This window comes from Vibrio qinghaiensis, assembly GCF_002257545.1.
In the GTDB taxonomy this organism is placed as follows: domain Bacteria; phylum Pseudomonadota; class Gammaproteobacteria; order Enterobacterales; family Vibrionaceae; genus Vibrio; species Vibrio ordalii.
The window spans coordinates 727,899-745,791 of the sequence record NZ_CP022741.1 but is presented as its reverse complement, the minus strand read 5'-3'; the positions used below and the strand labels follow the sequence as shown (position 1 = coordinate 745,791).

The following is a 17,893-nucleotide window of genomic DNA, read 5'->3' as shown; positions in this document are numbered from 1 at the left end:
TTCAAACTAAAAAGACACTGTTAGTTAGATGGACACCAATGAGTTTTCATTAATTACAGACATACGGGCGTAAGAGTTACCCCAAACGCCCGCATCATACCGTTGATTTCATTCTTCTCTTAGAGAAGTTAGGGTGGGTTAAACTCGCGAGCCACCCAACCCTAGCCCTCCCCGTTTAAAAGGAGGGAACTCAATCAATTACTTTTTGTCTTCTTTGACTTCTTCAAACTCAGCGTCAACGACATCGTCTTCTGCAGACTGTTGTTGGCCTTCACCCGCTTGTTGTGCTTGAGCTTTTTGCTGAGCGATCTCCATCAGTTTTTGAGCAGCAGCCATAAGCGCTTGAACTTTAGCGTCGATCGCTTCTTTGTCTTCACCTTTCTTCGCTTCTTCAAGCTCAGTAATGGCCGCTTCAATCTTCACTTTATCGTCAGCAGGAAGCGCATCACCCGCTTCTTCAATTTGCTTACGAGTACCGTGAATCATTTGGTCTGCTTGGTTACGCACTGTTGCTAACTCTTCGAACTTTTTGTCCGCTTCTTTGTTAGCTTCAGCTTCTTGGACCATTTTCTCGATTTCAGCATCGCTCAAACCGCCAGACGCTTGGATAGTGATCTTCTGCTCTTTGCCTGTTTGTTTATCTTTCGCAGACACGTGTAAGATACCATCCGCATCCAAGTCAAACACAACTTCAATTTGTGGCATGCCACGTGGTGCAGCTTGAATGCCTTCTAGGTTAAATTGACCTAGCGATTTGTTGTACATGGCTTGCTTACGCTCACCTTGTAGAACATGGATCGTTACTGCATTTTGGTTGTCTTCAGCGGTAGAGAATACTTGATTCGCTTTAGTTGGAATCGTTGTGTTTTTCTCAACCAACTTAGTCATCACGCCACCCATTGTCTCGATACCAAGAGACAGAGGCGTTACGTCAAGTAGCAGTACGTCTTTTACTTCACCCGCAAGCACACCACCTTGAATGGCCGCACCAACAGCAACCGCTTCATCTGGGTTAACATCTTTACGCGCTTCTTTGCCAAAGAATTCAGCCACTTTCTTCTGAACCATAGGCATACGAGTCTGACCACCCACTAGGATAACGTCAGTGATGTCGCCGACAGACAAGTCTGCATCAGCCAGTGCCACTTTAAGTGGCTCAAGCGAACGTTGAACAAGGTCTTCCACTAGAGATTCTAGTTTCGCACGTGTCACTTTCACGTTCATGTGCTTAGGACCTGCGGCATCAGCGGTGATGTAAGGCAAGTTCACATCTGTTTGTTGCGCTGATGACAACTCGATTTTCGCTTTTTCTGCGGCTTCTTTTAGACGCTGCATCGCAAGTGGATCAGTTTTTAGGTTGATGCCTTGCTCTTTTTTGAACTCATCAACGAGATAGTTGATCATGCGGTTATCAAAGTCTTCACCACCAAGGTGTGTGTCACCGTTGGTTGCTAGAACTTCGAATGTTTTCTCGCCTTCAACTTCATCGATCTCGATGATTGAAATATCAAATGTACCACCACCAAGGTCGTATACCGCGATAACGCGATCGCCACCTTGTTTGTCCAAACCATAAGCAAGTGCAGCCGCTGTTGGTTCGTTGATGATACGTTTTACTTCAAGACCTGCAATACGACCTGCATCTTTCGTTGCTTGACGTTGTGCATCGTTAAAGTAAGCAGGGACTGTAATTACAGCGCCAGTCACTTCTTCACCTAAGAAGTCTTCTGCAGTTTTCTTCATTTTCTTCAGAACTTCTGCAGAAACTTGAGGTGCTGCCATTTTTTGGCCTCTTGCTTCAACCCAAGCATCGCCATTATCAGCCTTCACGATTTTGTAAGGCATGATCTCAATATCACGTTGAACTTCTTCGTCTTCAAAGCGACGACCGATCAAACGCTTAATTGCAAATAGCGTATTGGTTGGGTTTGTTACCGCTTGACGCTTCGCCGGCTGACCTACTAGCGTCTCACCACCGTCTGTATATGCAATGACCGATGCAGTTGTACGCTCACCTTCAGCATTTTCAATAACGCGAGGTTTGTCGCCATCTAAAACAGCAACACAAGAGTTAGTAGTACCTAAGTCAATACCAATGATTTTACCCATCAGGCTATCTCCAAATAAATTCTATTTTTGTTTTATGCTACCCCCTATGTGGGGGAGGGAGAACAGGGTTTCAACCCTTACTCACAAACTAAACAAGGATGTTTGTTTCTCGTATGCCCAATAAATAAGGTCACTCAACACCTTTTCAAGGGCAAAATTGAAAAAAGTTATGATATTTCGACTAAACAGTCCTAAATAAGGACTTTTTCAATCCCGAAATCACTTAATGAAGGTTTCTATCTCGACATTAATCGATTTCGACATAAATCGATTTCGACATAAAAGAGAGAGGCGACGTACACCCCTCTCTTTAATATTGAATAAATTAACGCCAATAAAGCACTTAGCTTATTTCGCAACTCTTTACTTTGATACCATGACCATCGCAGGGCGAATCACTCGGCCATTCAACTCATAGCCCTTTTGCATCACAAACATCACAGTGTTCGGTTCATGATCCGGGCTCTCTTGAATTGACATTGCTTGGTGCAATTCTGGATTGAACGTTTCGCCTTCAGGATTAATCTCTTTCAGGCCAAACTTTTCAACTACACCAATGAAAGTTTTGTGTGTCAGGTCCACACCTTCCACCAGCGGTTTTACTACTTCGTTTTCAGCGTCAGCAGCTTGAATCGTGCGCTCTAGGTTGTCTAACACTGGCAACAACTCTTCAGCAAAACGGCTCAACGCATATTTACGCGCTTTATCGATCTCTTGCTCTGAACGGCGGCGCATATTTTCAACTTCCGCTTTCGCTCTTAGCACTGAGTCTTTTTGCTCTTGAATTTTTGCTTCGCTCGACAGTAGCGCCGCTTCTAATTGCGCAATTTGAGACTCTTTCTCATCGACTTCAACCTGTTCGTTCCAATCGATATCCGCGTCAGTACCGACAACTTCAGCTTCTTGATCCACTACTTCTTGCTGTAGTTCTTCTTCTTTGATTTTGTTTTCTTCGTTGTTCATGATATCTCCAGAATCCAACTATTTTGCGCTTAACCTCCACAGTTCAAAAAGTTAAGCACACAAAAATTCGCACAAAGGCATAACTTGCCCTTATTATGGGGATGAACAATCCTGATTCAAGCCTAATTAGTTTGGAAAATTTATGAAAAAACCATTTGAAGTGATCGCGATCATTGGAAAACCAAGAGATCAACAAGCCATTCAAACACATAAAGAGCTTTACCAATGGTTAACTTCAATGGGATATCCAGTCTTTATTGATGATCGCCTCAGCGAAATATTGGACGGTGTACCTGCGGAACATTTCGCTAGCTTGCTTGAAATCGGCAAAAAAGCAGACCTTGCTGTAGTGGTTGGAGGAGATGGCAATATGCTCGGTGCCGCGCGCGTATTATCACGCTTCGACATTTCCGTGATTGGGGTGAATCGTGGCAATTTAGGATTTTTGACCGATCTCAACCCAGAAGATTTTCAACCAAGGCTACTTGCAGTACTCAATGGCGAATATTTAGAAGAGCAACGCTTCTTACTGGAAACAGAAATTCATCGCCACGGGCAAGTCAAAAGCCGTAATGCAGCGCTTAATGAAGCCGTATTACACCCCGGTAAAATTGCACACATGATTGAATTTGAAGTTTATATAGATAATAGCTTCGCTTTTTCTCAACGCTCTGATGGCCTCATCGTCTCTACCCCAACAGGCTCTACCGCTTATTCACTTTCTGGCGGCGGGCCGATTTTATCCCCCAGTTTAAACGCCATTACACTGGTCCCCATGTTCCCGCATACCCTTTCAAGCCGCCCCTTAGTTGTGGATGGCAACCGCCAGATAAAACTGCTGGTTTCACCTGATAATCGCGGGACACTGGAAGTCAGCTGCGATGGACAAGTATCCCTACCGGTTTCCCCCGGTGATGAAGTGCATATTTACCAAAGCCCAAATATTCTAAAGCTCATTCATCCTAAAGATTACAGCTACTATCACGTGCTAAGAAAGAAACTGGGTTGGTCGAGTAAATTGTTTTAAACCAACCACTTCACCCTCTATTGACTGTCGACCTCGATTAATAATGCCGAGGTCTTTTTATCGGAAATCATTAATATTTAATGGTTTTTTAATTTCTATTTATTTTCCATCATAAATTTACTTATCCATTTCACTCGAATTTTATCGCTAATCAATTCCTGCTCTAATTAAAAAGCCGTTTTTTTGCGATATCCGTCAAACTATTTAATGAACATTTAATAATCAATTCAAAACTAATTAACTCCATCGAATGAAGTAAAATCCACTCGAAAGCCAGAGCTACCAAGCAACATAAATCACTTCCTGTCGCATGCACTAAACTCAGCGCAGTTTACAATATTCATCGTTTTCTGACAGGCATCTTTACTGTATAAAAAAACAGTTTATACTGTTCACTTATACAGTGTTATTTGATTATATAGGTACAGAAATGCTGGCTCATTTAAGTGTGAATAATTTTGCTATTGTTAAATCATTGCAGTTAGAGCTTTCCAAAGGAATGACTACCATTACTGGCGAAACCGGTGCGGGTAAATCCATTGCAATTGACGCGCTCAGTTTATGTCTTGGTGGCCGTGCGGAAGCAGGAATGGTCAGGCAGGGTGAAGAAAAAACCGAAGTCAGCGCCGCCTTTATTTTGGACAATAACCTCAACGCCACGCGCTGGTTGGAAGACAATGACTTGCTCGACCAAAAAGAGTGTATTTTACGCCGAATCATCACCAAAGATGGCCGCTCTCGAGCCTTCATCAATGGCAGCCCTGTGCCTCTTTCACAACTCAAAGCTCTAGGTCAATTACTGATCAACATTCACGGTCAACACGCCCATCATCAACTGATGAAAAGTGAGTATCAAATGAGCATGCTGGACCAATACGCAGGTCACGTGAGTCTTGTCAAAGAGACACGCTCAGCCTACCAAATGTGGCGTCAAGCAGATAACCAGCTCAATCAACTCAAAGAAAATAGTCAACAAAACCAAGCTCAAGTTCAACTGCTGGAATATCAAATCAAAGAGCTCAATGAATTGGCGATTGGTGAAGAAGAGTTCACCGAACTCGAACAAGAACACAGACGTTTAGCCAACAGTGGCGAGCTTGCTACCACTTGCCAGCAAGCCATTGAACTTATTTATGAGGGGCAAGAAGTCAATGCGCTAAGTTTGCTGCAGTCAGCCAACCACGCCTTGCTTGAACTGGCCGAGTTAGATGAAAAACTTGCCACCTTACCCAACATGGTGGCTGAAGCTATCATCCAACTCGAAGAAGCCAACAGTGAATTGCGAAACTATTTGGACAGTATCGATGTCGATCCTGAACGTATGGCTTATGTAGAAGAACGTTACTCTAAAGTGATGTCCATATCGCGCAAGCACTACATCGCTCCTGAAACGCTTTACCACCACCACCAAGATCTGCTCAAACAAATAGCGCAACTTGACTGCTCTGAAGATAAATTACAAGAACTGGAAAGTAACGTTGCCAAACAGTATCAGCAGTTTGCAACCTGTGCCGACAAACTGCATAAGTCTCGTAGCCGTTACGCGAAAGAGCTAGATAAATTAATCACCAATAGCATGCACGAACTGAGCATGGAAAAAGCCAAGTTCTGCATCGAAGTTAATCATGAAACAACGCATCCATCACCACTGGGTTTTGACACAGTAACTTTCTTAGTCTCAACCAACCCAGGTCAACCGCTGCAGCCTATCGCTAAAGTCGCGTCAGGCGGAGAACTGTCACGGATATCTCTAGCAATCCAAGTGATCACCGCTCAAAAAGTAGACACTCCTAGCCTTATTTTTGATGAGGTCGATGTCGGTATCAGTGGCCCGACAGCCGCGGTAGTCGGAAAAATGTTAAGGACATTAGGCGAATCAACTCAAGTACTGTGTGTGACTCACTTACCACAAGTGGCAGGTTGCGGGCACCAACAACTGTTTGTCAGCAAGCAAGCCAAAGCAGGAAAGACAGAAACACAAATGAAACGATTAGACAATGAACAACGCGTCGCTGAGCTTGCTCGCCTTTTAGGGGGTAGCCAAATCACCGAATCAACCCTTGCTAATGCGAAAGAACTGCTGATCGCCGCCTAAGCTGACATTTTTCTTTTTAGGTTTGCAACCAAACTCAAAATTTGCAGTCTCAACTAGCTCGTAGCTCAGTCTATTTTTTACTTCTGCTGCGAGCTTGTTTATTATCAGTCCAGTTTTACGACCTATTGGCAAAGAATTTTGAATATGCAGTTAAAAAAGTGGTTAATCGCAGTCCCTTTAGCAATGACAATGCTGACTGGGTGCTCTTTATTAGAAAAACTCGTTTATCGTATTGATATTAACCAAGGCAACTACGTTGAACAGCAAGCCGTCGATCAACTCAAGTTCGGTATGAGCAAAGAACAGGTTAGGTTTGTCATGGGGTCGCCGATGCTTATTGAAAACGGTTATCCCGATACTTGGTATTACATTTATCACCACACGGAAGGCCACAAAGAATCGATACAGAAAAACCTGATTGCGACATTTAATACCGCAGGTGCTTTGATGGAAATCAGTGGTGACTACCCTCCTAGCGAACGGTTTTTTGAAGGCGTAAACTGAACGAAAACACGTTCAAACAAATGATACCCAAAGTGCACCTCACAATGAGTGACACTAACGGACAGGGCTCATAACGAGCCCTTTATCTTGCACCCAATACCGCAGCAACGTTTACTGTTGCGCTTTTGCCTGCTCGGCTCTCTTGCGACGGATCTCTTTAGGATCGGCCAATAACGGACGATAAATTTCAATGCGATCACGGTCTCTGACCGTCGAATCTAGCTTAACGTTACGACTAAAAATACCGACCTTATTTTTTGATAAATCAATCGCTGGGTAGAGCTCAAGCACACCGGACTGTTGAATTATCGTTTCGACGGTTGAGTTTTTGTCTACCACCAAATTCAGTACTCTTTGCTCATGAGGCAATGCATAGACTACCTCAACATGGATCATCTCAGATTCAATACTCATTACTGATACACCTGTTTCGCTCGTTTGGTAAATGCGTTAACCATATTACTGGTCAATTCATTGAATATCTTGCCAAAAGCCAACTCCACCATTTTGTTCGAAAATTCAAACTCCAGTTTAAGTTCAACCTTGCAGGCCTGTTCATCAAGTGCCGTAAAATACCAACCGCCTTTTAAAGCCTTAAAAGGACCATCGACCAAGTTCATCAAAATAGCTTCACTGCCCACCAACACATTCGACGTTGTGAACGTCTTACTTATCCCTGCCTTTGAAACATCCACCGAAGCCACCATCGACAAATCGGAAGATTCAATAACGCGAGAACCAGAACAACCTGGCAAAAATTCAGGATAACGAGCAACGTCATTCACGAGATTAAACATTTGTTCTGCACTAAAAGACACTAAAGCAGAGCGACTGACTTGCTTCATATTCTCTCCTCATCACCACCGAAACAGTCTGGTGTGTAACAATTTTACTTTTATTCTTATCCTACGCAAATAAAAGGATTTCCTAAGCTCAAACCAAGCCGTATAATGACGCCATTATGGTAAAGAAAAAATCAAACTCAAAAGCAGGTAGCAATACCATTGCTTTAAATAAAAAAGCTCGCCACGAATATTTCATCGAAGATGATGTAGAAGCAGGCTTGGAGCTTCAAGGCTGGGAAGTCAAATCTCTTCGTCAAGGCAAAGCGAATATCGCAGAAAGCTACGTTTTCATGCGAGACGGAGAAGCCTTTGTTTCCGGAATGACAATAACGCCACTGCAGCAAGCATCCACTCACGTGGTTGCCAACCCAACTCGCGTGCGCAAGCTGTTAATCAGCCGCCGTGAACTGGATAACCTTTTCGGGCGCATCAACCGTGAAGGCATGACACTTATCGCACTATCACTGTATTGGTCTCGCTCTTGGGTGAAAATCAAAATTGGTGTAGCGAAAGGTAAAAAGCTGCATGACAAACGTGATGATTTAAAAGAAAAAGATTGGGCAAGAGAGAAAGCACGCGTAATGAAGAGTTCATTGCGTTAATCTTGACCACTTAGATGCAGAAAGCTAGACAGACAAACGTTTTCTGGTAGTATGCGTCAACACACTTGGGGCTGATTCTGGATTCGACGGGAATTTTGCAGTCTGAGGTGCATGCCGTGGGGCGGTTTGCCACGTTAAAAGCCGCAAAAAAATAGTCGCAAACGACGACTCATACGGTTCTGTACGCCTCGCGGCGTAATTTAGTCTAATACACTAACAGACCACTCTTGCCCTAGCTTCCGCTTGTAAGACGGGGAACAACAAGAGTTCAAAACCAAACCAGCTCGTGCAGCGTCTCCCGCCTGAGAGACAAAGCATTAAAACTAATTCAGGATAGCCATTAGATAGCGTGTCGGTTCGCAGTTTGATGGTGAAATTAAAGACCGAATAAGCATGTAGTACCAATGATGAATGATTTTCGGACGCGGGTTCAAATCCCGCCAGCTCCACCAATCACTAGTAACGGGACGTCTCAGGACGTCCCGTTTTCTTTTCTAAACTCTTGTCCTATTTGGCTTTAAGTGGTTCAGGGCGTCTCATCAAGATTCACTTTGTTCATTTAAGGCAACTGTTCATTTATTATGAACAAGCTGCATCACTGAACAAACAATTAACGCCCCACTCCCTATCGCAGCTTTCATAGCTAAAACAATCCATTCTGCTCATCAACAATTTTGACTTACATTCTATGAGTAATCATTTACTCATAAATAGTCTTCCCACACATTAATGAGTAATTTTTTACTCATTACTTGAAAATAAACGACTTTACGAGTAAAGTTTTACTCATTAATAAGTAGAGGTGTTGTCAGTGGAAGAACTAACCGTACAAGCTTTTATCAGAGGTGAATGGATAAATATTGGTATTATCTCGTTCCCTAAAAGTAGCCAACATAATTTCCGAGTGACTGAACTCAACTACCTCAGCGACTATGCGCTAGAACATCACGATAAAGATGACTTTCACGCTGTTTCACTCAACCACCCTATCTCGTTCTTTTTTGATGATATGGGTAAACCTGGATGGCTAAAGTTTCTAGACGATATTATGCCTAGTGGCGCTAGTAGACGATACTGGGTCAAACACCTAGATATTGAAGATCTTAGTTCTGATGAACAAGACTATGTTTTGCTCAAATTTGGCACGATGTCGCCTATTGGTAACTTAAGAATAAAAGACTCCCTTCCTGAACGCTACGAAGTCGCAGACAACCTCTACTTCTCTGTTGATGATGTTAAAAATCGAGCTGGTGATTTCCTCGACTACGCACAGCAAAGAGGGGCAGCCGCAGGTGGTGCAACTGGAGCTGGAGGTGAAGCGCCAAAACTGATCCTCCGATGTGGTTTCGATCATGGATCTGGCAGCGAAAAAATATGGATTGATCCATACCAAGATGACAATAGCAACCACGACTTACATTACTTAGTAAAGTACCCTAGAGGCTCAAGAAGCACCATCGACTGTAATATTCTAAGAGCTGAGTTCTACTTCTACCACGAGCTAACTGAAATGGGAGTTGAAACGATCTCCACCGACGGTATGCGCTTGGAGGAAGGATTAAACTACCCTTCCTTGTGGCTTCCTCGATTTGACGTTCAAATTAATGAGCAACAAATAGAGAGATTTGGCATGGAATCTGTGTATTCCATTTTGAACAAAGGCGCTGGGGTCACACTTGATCACGAAACAACAATCCGAACTCTCATAGAAAAAATTACTGAAAGCAATATGGTTAAACACCAAGGGTATAGGTTCGATACCCAAGCTTTCGTTATTGAATGGGTGAAGAGAGATCTACTCAACATCTTGTTTGGTAATAGTGATAACCATGGCAGAAATACTTCATTCTTAAAGGGTGATGGAGTCATAAAGCTTGCTCCCATTTACGATTTCGCACCAATGAAAGCTGATCCTGAAGGAATTCCAAGAACAACAAAATGGAAAGCCCCACTAGAGGTTGGCGGAACTTACGACTTTGTCGGCATTGCAGACACCTTATCTGATATGGTGCCAAAGGAAGTGTTAATAAGAGAGCTAGCAATTACTGCAAGTAAATGCGTAGGCCTAAAGCAGAGACTCGCTTTACGAGGAGTACCAGAACAAATCTTGGAGATGCCAGCCGTTGGACTTAATTATATATCAGAAAAGCTGACTAAATGGGGGCTACTATGAAGCCAAGCAGTAAAGAATCAGTACAAGATACGGTAACTCGTCTAAGAGCAAAGCGAAATCAACAGCAGTCCAAGGTTGGGAAGAATGCAACTCATTCGATCAAAGAGCAAACACAACTTAATACCCCAACGAGATCGAAAGCCTCAAAAAACGCCAAAGCAGTAAGTGCAACAGAGCGCAAAACCGAGGCAAACAAAGTCATCAAACACTTATTGCTTGGAGAGCTAACACAGGGCCAAGCGCTGAAAAGTCTACGCATTAATATACTGGGACTCAAACAGGATGTATTCGCAAGACTTGTCGATGTCTCAAGAAAAACACTCTCAGACATAGAGAATGATCGGGGCAGCTACAATACAGAGATTCTCAACAAGGTATTCAAACCATTTAGCTTAAAAATAGGGCTACTTCCTTCTTCTCCCGATGCGTTAAAATCGCTATTAATAGATAGTGAGGATGGGTAAAATGCTCAGTATCAGCGTTATTGCTTTAGATTGAATTGCTATAACAAGCTAGCATTTTCAAATGATTTAGGAATACATGGACGCGGGTTCAGTTCCTTTTGAAGCAGGAAATTGATGTAACATTTGATGCAACACCAAATTGGTAACATCGATATAAGTTACTGAATTTACGAAAAGTGAGAAATCATTTCAACTCCCGCCAGCTCACCATTCTCAACCGCTTCATAAGCTTGTTACGTTCATTTACACTACTTTACGAGTCCAGAGCGCGAAACAAGGTAACCTAGCCACCGTTATGTTGTTTTCCTCTTTGATTTTGGGATGTAAATTATGAAAAATATCAAGTCTATAGTCTTTATTTCTGCAGCTTGCTTATCTTTTATGCCCCTGATAAGTCAGGCAACACCGGTTGTGGTTCCCAACCCTCCTCAGCTTTCTGCGAAAGGTTATGTTTTGATCGATTTCCATACAGGCACTGTTTTAGTGGAACATAACGCGCACACCAAGCTAAACCCGGCGAGCCTTACGAAATTGATGACCGCTTATGTGGCTGGGCAAGAGATGAAACTTGGCAATATCACGGCCAGCGACCAAGCGGTGATTAGCCAACGAGCTTGGGCTAAAAACTTTCCTGACTCTTCAAAAATGTTTATCGAAGTCGGCACTAAAGTGAACATGATGGATCTATACCGAGGCCTAATTGTTCAGTCTGGAAACGATGCAAGTGTAGCGATTGCGGAGCATATTGCTGGCTCAGAGAATGCCTTTGTCAATCTCATGAATTCTTGGGCTTCAACTCTTGGCTTAAAAAATACAGCGTTTACCAACCCTCATGGGCTAGACAGTTCAGGCTTACACAGCACGCCTTATGACATTGCGAAGCTTGCGCAAGCGATAATTCGTGACCTACCGGAAATATACCCGCTCTACAGTGAAACCGCGTTTACCTACAATGGGATAACGCAATACAACCGTAATGGGCTATTGCGCGACCGCAGTCTTAATGTTGATGGTATGAAAACTGGCTATACCAGCGGTGCGGGCTTTAGCCTGACTACATCAGCAACTCAGGGTGATATGCGATTAATCTCTGTCGTGATGGGTTCAAACAGTGCGAAAAGTCGTGAAGTGGATAGTAAACAGCTGCTGAGCTACGGCTTTCGGTTTTTTGAAACCGTTGCACCACACCAAGCTGGCATGCCTCTAGAACAGGCGCGTATTTGGATGGGAAAAAATGATCAGTTGGCCGTTGGCGTTGCTGAAACTCACTATTTGACGCTCACCAAAGGTGAAATATCATCACTTAAAGGATTGATTTCACTTAATGGCAATTTACAAGCGCCAATCGAAAAAAATGATGTAGTAGGTAAAGTGATTTATCAAGTGGGTGACCGCTCTGTGGGTGAAGTTCCTTTGGTTGCATTAGAGAGCGTTGATAAAGGCAGTTGGTTTAAACGTATGATCGATAGCCTTAAGCGTTTATGGGTAAGTTGGTTTTAAATACTCATCATGTAAGGCACCAGCGAGCCTTTCTCTGGTGTCACTTACTCGTTTAACTTGGAAAATTTGAATAGCCTCTAACCTGCCACTGACATCATCGCGACTTGTTTTTGTCACTCTGCACCACTACAAGCGCTGATAACAGAAAGAGGATAGACAATGGAGTTTAGCGAGGAAGATCGCCAAGCCTTATACAATGCGTGGATGTCACAAAAGGCCAAAATGCATTTAACTCAAATGGAAATGGCCAAGCGGCTTAACCTCACTCAACTTGAATTTTCCCATCTTTTACGCGGAGATAGCCCTTTATCAATGCCGTTTATTAGCCAATTTTGTCGTCATCTGCATATTGAGCCGCACAGGATATTGCCGAGTTTTAAACAGACCGCCACCAGCGAGGTAAAAGCGATCTGTTTAAAAAACCGGATAAGCGTTGATGGTGATATCCAGCATGTGTCGATAGAAGGTAATCAAGTGATCATTGAATACATTCATTATGCCTAATTACTGGCCACAGCAGCTTGTTACACACCCGCTGTTATAGTTTTGTTTATTGCTGATGGGCAGCGACTGCCGTGAGTTTATCGGCGCGGAAAAGCTTGTAAGCCATAATGCCAATAACCAACGCTTTGATGATCATCATTTGTGGGTTACCGAAATAGGCGGCCATACCAACAAACCCCGATAAGAACATGAGCAAACGGAACCTTTTCAGGTCAGTCATATACAGCGCCAACAAAATTAACGCGAGATCGCCAAACTGCAAGGCTTCGGCAAGTGTAGGGTTATTGATAAAGCTGCTTACGGCCACATAAGCAATATAAAGAATGCCGCTCGCCATCAAAGCCGCAGCAGAATTGATCACCATTTTGCTGGTGTTAGTAAAATCTTTCACATATCGATAGGCGTTAATGGCACCAACCGACAGGTTAAGGATCACTTTAGGCCACCAACCCATCAAAATTGACCAAGCAATGTCATTCGCAGCCGAAGCAAAAGCAGCATAGCGAGTAAACTTCATCGAATTAAAAATAGTGAGTGATATATAGAATGCGACAGATGTCCATCCTAATACTTCGCGTAATATATCAAGCAAAACATGGTCTCTTTTTACATAGAATCATCATCCACAACAATGAAACTATCTGCTACTAATAAGGCCTGTAGTGGTTTATAAACCCACCACATAGCCGTTGGGCGCAGGATAATATCACGGCATTCGGTATAAATCCTAGAAAAGACTCTTATCCTCTACACTTAACCGATTGGTTGCATCAAACGACGCTATTTTGAATATTTATAGCCAAACAACTTGGAGTTTTAGGTAGCAAGGGAATCGTTATTGTGCGAACTCTTTGAGTGCCGCCATCGCCTTTTCTGCCTTATCTTTTTGTACAAAAATATGGTCATGATAATAGCCCGCAATCACATTAGCGCTGATGCCATACGAAGCTAGCTTAGTTGCAAAAGCGGCCGTTAAACCCACTGCCTCTAAACTTGAATGAACCGTCAGTGTAATTAAGCTGAATACCGATTCAAAATCGAGCTGCGCCGCAACAGCCTTTTGCTGCTCAATGACCAAGGTCAGCCCTTCACGCTCTTGAAATGTCGCCACGGGTTCTAAATGCAAATAATCGGCTAATGCCCCTTGCACAGTACAAAACACATAGCTTCCGCCCACCAACTCGGGTGACATGGATTGCAGTAAAACCTCTAAATCAGTAATCGCTGTCATATTTTCTTTCTCATTCAAATTGAAGCCGAAGTGCAGAGTAAAGCCCTCGGTGGAATAAGTGAAATTAATAATATTAATGGTTAATTAGTCACTCTTATTGAATAGAACATCACTTGAGTTCTATGGCGACTTTAGGCTAGCTGTCTGCGCACGAAAAACTTAAAACAACTCAGTTGATCACACTTGTACTGCAATCAATTGAGCCTTTGGTATTAGATAGTTAGAATAGCGTTCACTTTGAGGAGCGATTATGTCTATCGAGTTCTACAACCAAAATGCCCAACTGTTTTTTGCATCAACCAAAGAAGTAGATACCCATTCGCTGATGGAACACTTTACGCCCCATATTCCAAAAGGGGGCATCATCCTTGATGCTGGTTGTGGTTCTGGCAGAGATGCAAAAAGTTTCATTGAGCAGGGTTATAAAGTGGTGGCATTTGACGCCAGTGAAGAATTAGCAAGCTTGGCATCTCAACTGCTTCAAATTCCGGTCACCGTTTCAACCTTTGCTGATTTTCAAAGTGATCAATCTTTTGATGGTATTTGGGCTTGCGCATCGTTACTGCATGTCGGTGAGTTGGATCTTCCAGATACCTTTACTCATTTAGCTTCTCAGCTAAAACCATTAGCCCCTCTATATTGTTCTTTTAAATATGGGACAGGGGAAGTCGAACGAGATGGCCGTCGATTTACCAACGGTGATGAACAGCGTTTAGCACAATGGATCGCTCATGCCCCATTGAATGTGGCAAAAATCTGGATAACCAATGATTTAAGAGCGGATCGCCAAAATGAACAATGGTTAAATGCCATTTTAATAAAAAGTGAAGAGCGATGAGCGCTCATAGAAACAAGGGTCTAGCCACTTTATATAGCGGTCCAAAATTAAGTGCGGGAGGGAAACAAGACCCGCTACTTCCTAAGTTAATCCAAGCCATTAACCATGCTAGTGAAATAGAGATCTCGGTTTCTTTCGTTCAACCTTCCGGATTGGATTTACTATTTGACCCTATTCTTGACGCTCTAAAAAGTGGAGCCTCACTCAAATTACTGACTTCGGACTATCTAGCAATAACCCACCCAGTCGCATTACGACGCCTTATGATATTGGCGGAACGTGGAGCGCAATGCCGTATTTTTACTTGTGAAAGTCAACATAGCTTTCATATGAAATCCTACATTTTTGTTAAAACAGAACAAGGGACCATCAGTGAAGGGTGTGCTTGGGTCGGTTCAAATAACATCAGTAAAACAGCATTACTACAAAGCTATGAGTGGGCTTTACGCCACGATTTTGAGCAACCAGCCACTTCACCCGCAGCGCAAGAATTTGAATATATTCGTGAGCAGTTTTCAGCTATTTTTTCTCATGAACAGAGTATGACTCTCTCCCATCACTGGATAGACGACTACTTACTGCGCTACAAAAAACTGTCAATGCAACGTTCATTAACACTGTTGGATGGAGCCGATAAAGCACCGGAGATACCTACCCCAAACTCAATGCAAGTGTTGGCTTTATCAGCGCTAAACCAGAGCCGTGAGCAAGGCTATGTACGTGGCTTGGTTGTCTTAGCGACTGGAATGGGAAAAACATGGTTAGCCGCTTTTGATGCTCAACAGATGCAAGCAAAACGCGTCTTGTTTGTTGCCCATCGAGAAGAGATTCTGACTCAAGCTGAAAGCACATTTAGTAAATTAATACCTAACGCTAAAACTGGCTTATACAACGGATCTGAAAAAACAGAGGAAGCTGATTATCTTTTTGCTTCAGTCGCCACCTTAGGTAAAAAAGCGCAGTTAGCGCGCTTCAAAGCCGATGATTTTGACTATATTATTGTCGATGAATTTCATCACGCAAGTGCGCGTAGTTACCGAGATTTACTCGCTTATTTCCAACCAGCGTTTCTTTTAGGCTTAACCGCAACACCCGAGCGCTCTGATCAAGCCGATATATTATCGCTTTGCGACAACAATTTAGTGTTTGAGCGTAACTTGGTGCATGGCATTGATGAGAAAATTTTAGTGCCATTTCATTACTACGGTATTTACGATCAATTCGTCGATTATCAAGAAATCCCTTGGCGCAATGGCAAATTTAACCCCACAGCTTTGGACAGTGCATTTGCAACCAAGCAGCGTGCCGAACATATTTATCAACATTGGTTTGACAGAAAACAACAGCGCACATTAGCTTTCTGTATTTCTAAACGTCATGCCGATTACATGGCGAAATACTTTTCCAAACAAGGCGTTCGCGCTATCGCTGTCTATAGTGACTCTCAAATACGTCGAAACGACGCCTTAAAACAGTTGAATGAAGGAAGCATCGACATTCTTTTTTCTGTCGACCTATTCAATGAAGGAACCGATCTACCAGCGATTGATACCATTTTGATGATTCGTCCCACCGAATCAAAAATACTCTTTTTACAGCAATTAGGCCGCGGTTTGCGCCAATCTCCGAGTACAGGTAAACAGCAATTACTGGTGTTAGATTTTATCGGTAATCACTCTTCATTTTTAAATAGGCCAGCAACCCTACTCAATGTGGGTTCACTGAAAGAAATAGTCAAAACGATCAACCAAACTACTTCGTTAGCGGCTGGTTGCTATGTCAACTTTGATCCACAACTGCTGCAATTTTGGCAAACCTTAGCAAAACAGATACGTTCAACTGCGGCTGAAGATTACCAAGATCTTAAGCATCAACTGGCACACCGACCGAGTGCCGCCGAGTTTTTCCACCATGGTTATGATCTCACTAAAGTACGCCGCTCGATGAAAAGTTGGTTTAGGTTCGTGGCAGACCAAGAAAGTGACTTAGCACTGACTCAACGACTGGCGAAATATGACGAGTTTTTGCTCAAAGCAGTCGAAATCACAGCGATGAGCAAATGCTTTAAAGCCGTTTTACTTGAAGCACTATTAGAGCTTGATGGTTTGCGAAAACCTCCAACATTGAATGAGCTAGCGATTCAAAGTCATAAAGTGCTATCACGTAGACCTGATTTAATGCGACGAGATCTCACCGAACAAGCCAAGCAATTTAGCACCACAGGATCAGAATGGCTAAATTACTGGAATCGAAACCCAGTCAAAGCGTTTACAAGCCCAGACTCTTCTGGCCATGCATGGTTTAAGGTGGATAATCACCGCTTTTTACCCACTTTTGCTGTAGACAATGCCGATTTGCCACAGCTTCATGATCTTATTCAAGAACTTGTCGATTTGCGTTTTGCCGAATACATACAGCGAGTCAGTAAGCAAGAAGCACACTCAAACTCGAAGCCAATCCAAACTTCGGCCAAGATCCTTCCGTTGCCAAGCCAAGCAAACGAAAAAGGTATCTATTTGCCCCTCTACCCCGATCTAAAAATTGCTTGCGGTCATTTCAAGCAAGGTACTCATGATACTCAAGAGCAATATTTAGTCGCCGCTGGTTACGGTAAGCTTGATCCAACAAGACATTTCATTGCCCCCGCTTCAGGTAACTCAATGAATGGAGGTAAAAACCCGATTCAAGATGGTGATTTACTACTACTTGAATGGGTCACACCAAAGAGCGCAGGTTCAATTTCTAATCTGGTCATGGCGATTGAAACTCAAGATGAAACGGGTGATAACCACTACTTGCTACGCGTAGTACGCAAAATAGGACCAAACCATTATCAGCTTGAGGCACAAAACGCTGACTACACTCCTATGCTTGCAACCGACAGCATGCGCACTTTTGCTCGGCTCAAAGCCATCCTCCGTTAATATTGCGTGCTTCCTGACGCCCGATTGGGAAAATAAACATAAAACTAAAATAACCACCCGTTGTTTTGTGACGGTTAGCAAATAAATAGACGATAAATTTGCGCTTGAAATAGC

Annotated in this window: 16 protein-coding genes and 1 other RNA gene; 11 read left to right on the top strand and 6 right to left on the bottom strand. The window is 43.1% G+C overall.

What is annotated here, in order from left to right; all coding sequences use genetic code 11:
• Window positions 1-198 precede the first annotated feature (198 nt).
• A complete protein-coding gene (gene dnaK, locus CCZ37_RS03580) occupies window positions 199-2,109 on the bottom strand; it encodes a molecular chaperone DnaK (RefSeq protein WP_010319502.1) in 1,911 nt (636 codons plus the stop codon).
• A 363-nt stretch (window positions 2,110-2,472) separates the two neighbouring features.
• Window positions 2,473-3,072: a nucleotide exchange factor GrpE gene (gene grpE, locus CCZ37_RS03575; RefSeq protein WP_010319503.1), complete on the bottom strand. Its 600-nt coding sequence runs from the start codon at window positions 3,070-3,072 to the stop codon at window positions 2,473-2,475.
• A 142-nt stretch (window positions 3,073-3,214) separates the two neighbouring features.
• Between grpE and nadK the strand changes: the two genes are divergently transcribed.
• From nadK to bamE, 3 genes are all read left to right on the top strand, one after another.
• On the top strand, window positions 3,215-4,099 hold the full coding sequence (gene nadK / locus CCZ37_RS03570; RefSeq protein WP_010319504.1) for an NAD(+) kinase: 885 nt from the start codon (window positions 3,215-3,217) through the stop codon (window positions 4,097-4,099).
• Between the two features lie 430 nt (window positions 4,100-4,529).
• Window positions 4,530-6,194, top strand: a complete 1,665-nt coding sequence (recN, locus tag CCZ37_RS03565) for a DNA repair protein RecN (RefSeq protein ID WP_094499764.1) — start codon at window positions 4,530-4,532, stop codon at window positions 6,192-6,194.
• 144 nt (window positions 6,195-6,338) lie between these two features.
• Entirely contained in the window at window positions 6,339-6,698 is a 360-nt protein-coding gene (bamE, locus tag CCZ37_RS03560) for an outer membrane protein assembly factor BamE (RefSeq protein WP_026027472.1), read from the top strand.
• 111 nt (window positions 6,699-6,809) lie between these two features.
• Here the strand turns inward: bamE and CCZ37_RS03555 are convergent, their stop codons facing one another.
• Together CCZ37_RS03555 and CCZ37_RS03550 are read right to left on the bottom strand one after the other, a co-directional pair.
• Window positions 6,810-7,112 carry an RnfH family protein gene (locus tag CCZ37_RS03555; protein WP_094499763.1) on the bottom strand — a complete coding sequence of 101 codons (303 nt, stop codon included), beginning with the start codon at window positions 7,110-7,112 and terminating at the stop codon, window positions 6,810-6,812.
• Window positions 7,112-7,543: an SRPBCC family protein gene (locus CCZ37_RS03550; RefSeq protein ID WP_010319508.1), complete on the bottom strand. Its 432-nt coding sequence runs from the start codon at window positions 7,541-7,543 to the stop codon at window positions 7,112-7,114. Before CCZ37_RS03550 ends, CCZ37_RS03555 begins: the two co-directional genes overlap by 1 nt.
• A gap of 116 nt (window positions 7,544-7,659) precedes the next feature.
• On the opposite strand from CCZ37_RS03550, the gene smpB reads away from it, so the two are divergent.
• The 6 genes from smpB to CCZ37_RS03515 all read left to right on the top strand — a co-directional run bounded on the left by smpB (window position 7,660) and on the right by CCZ37_RS03515 (window position 12,786).
• Window positions 7,660-8,145 carry an SsrA-binding protein SmpB gene (gene smpB, locus CCZ37_RS03545; protein ID WP_010319509.1) on the top strand — a complete coding sequence of 162 codons (486 nt, stop codon included), beginning with the start codon at window positions 7,660-7,662 and terminating at the stop codon, window positions 8,143-8,145.
• Window positions 8,146-8,212: 67 nt separating this feature from the next.
• Window positions 8,213-8,597: a transfer-messenger RNA gene (gene ssrA, locus CCZ37_RS03540) on the top strand.
• 359 nt (window positions 8,598-8,956) lie between these two features.
• Complete coding sequence (locus tag CCZ37_RS03530) at window positions 8,957-10,318, top strand: type II toxin-antitoxin system HipA family toxin (RefSeq protein ID WP_167372377.1); 1,362 nt, start codon at window positions 8,957-8,959, stop codon at window positions 10,316-10,318.
• On the top strand, window positions 10,315-10,782 hold the full coding sequence (locus CCZ37_RS03525; RefSeq protein ID WP_167372376.1) for a helix-turn-helix transcriptional regulator: 468 nt from the start codon (window positions 10,315-10,317) through the stop codon (window positions 10,780-10,782). Before CCZ37_RS03530 ends, CCZ37_RS03525 begins: the two co-directional genes overlap by 4 nt.
• A gap of 330 nt (window positions 10,783-11,112) precedes the next feature.
• Window positions 11,113-12,282: a D-alanyl-D-alanine carboxypeptidase family protein gene (locus tag CCZ37_RS03520; RefSeq protein ID WP_094499760.1), complete on the top strand. Its 1,170-nt coding sequence runs from the start codon at window positions 11,113-11,115 to the stop codon at window positions 12,280-12,282.
• A 159-nt stretch (window positions 12,283-12,441) separates the two neighbouring features.
• The gene (locus CCZ37_RS03515; protein WP_010320369.1) at window positions 12,442-12,786 is read left to right on the top strand and encodes a helix-turn-helix domain-containing protein; all 345 of its coding nucleotides are present in this window, start codon (window positions 12,442-12,444) and stop codon (window positions 12,784-12,786) included.
• Between the two features lie 46 nt (window positions 12,787-12,832).
• Here the strand turns inward: CCZ37_RS03515 and CCZ37_RS03510 are convergent, their stop codons facing one another.
• Together CCZ37_RS03510 and CCZ37_RS03505 are read right to left on the bottom strand one after the other, a co-directional pair.
• The gene (locus CCZ37_RS03510; RefSeq protein ID WP_094499759.1) at window positions 12,833-13,378 is read right to left on the bottom strand and encodes a hypothetical protein; all 546 of its coding nucleotides are present in this window, start codon (window positions 13,376-13,378) and stop codon (window positions 12,833-12,835) included.
• A 243-nt stretch (window positions 13,379-13,621) separates the two neighbouring features.
• Window positions 13,622-14,017 (bottom strand): ACT domain-containing protein, encoded by a 396-nt coding sequence (locus CCZ37_RS03505; RefSeq protein WP_094499758.1) that lies wholly within the window; start codon window positions 14,015-14,017, stop codon window positions 13,622-13,624.
• A gap of 250 nt (window positions 14,018-14,267) precedes the next feature.
• Between CCZ37_RS03505 and CCZ37_RS03500 the strand changes: the two genes are divergently transcribed.
• Window positions 14,268-14,855: a class I SAM-dependent methyltransferase gene (locus CCZ37_RS03500; RefSeq protein ID WP_088731932.1), complete on the top strand. Its 588-nt coding sequence runs from the start codon at window positions 14,268-14,270 to the stop codon at window positions 14,853-14,855.
• Window positions 14,852-17,779, top strand: a complete 2,928-nt coding sequence (locus CCZ37_RS03495; protein ID WP_094499757.1) for a DEAD/DEAH box helicase family protein — start codon at window positions 14,852-14,854, stop codon at window positions 17,777-17,779. Before CCZ37_RS03500 ends, CCZ37_RS03495 begins: the two co-directional genes overlap by 4 nt.
• Window positions 17,780-17,893: the final 114 nt, after the last annotated feature.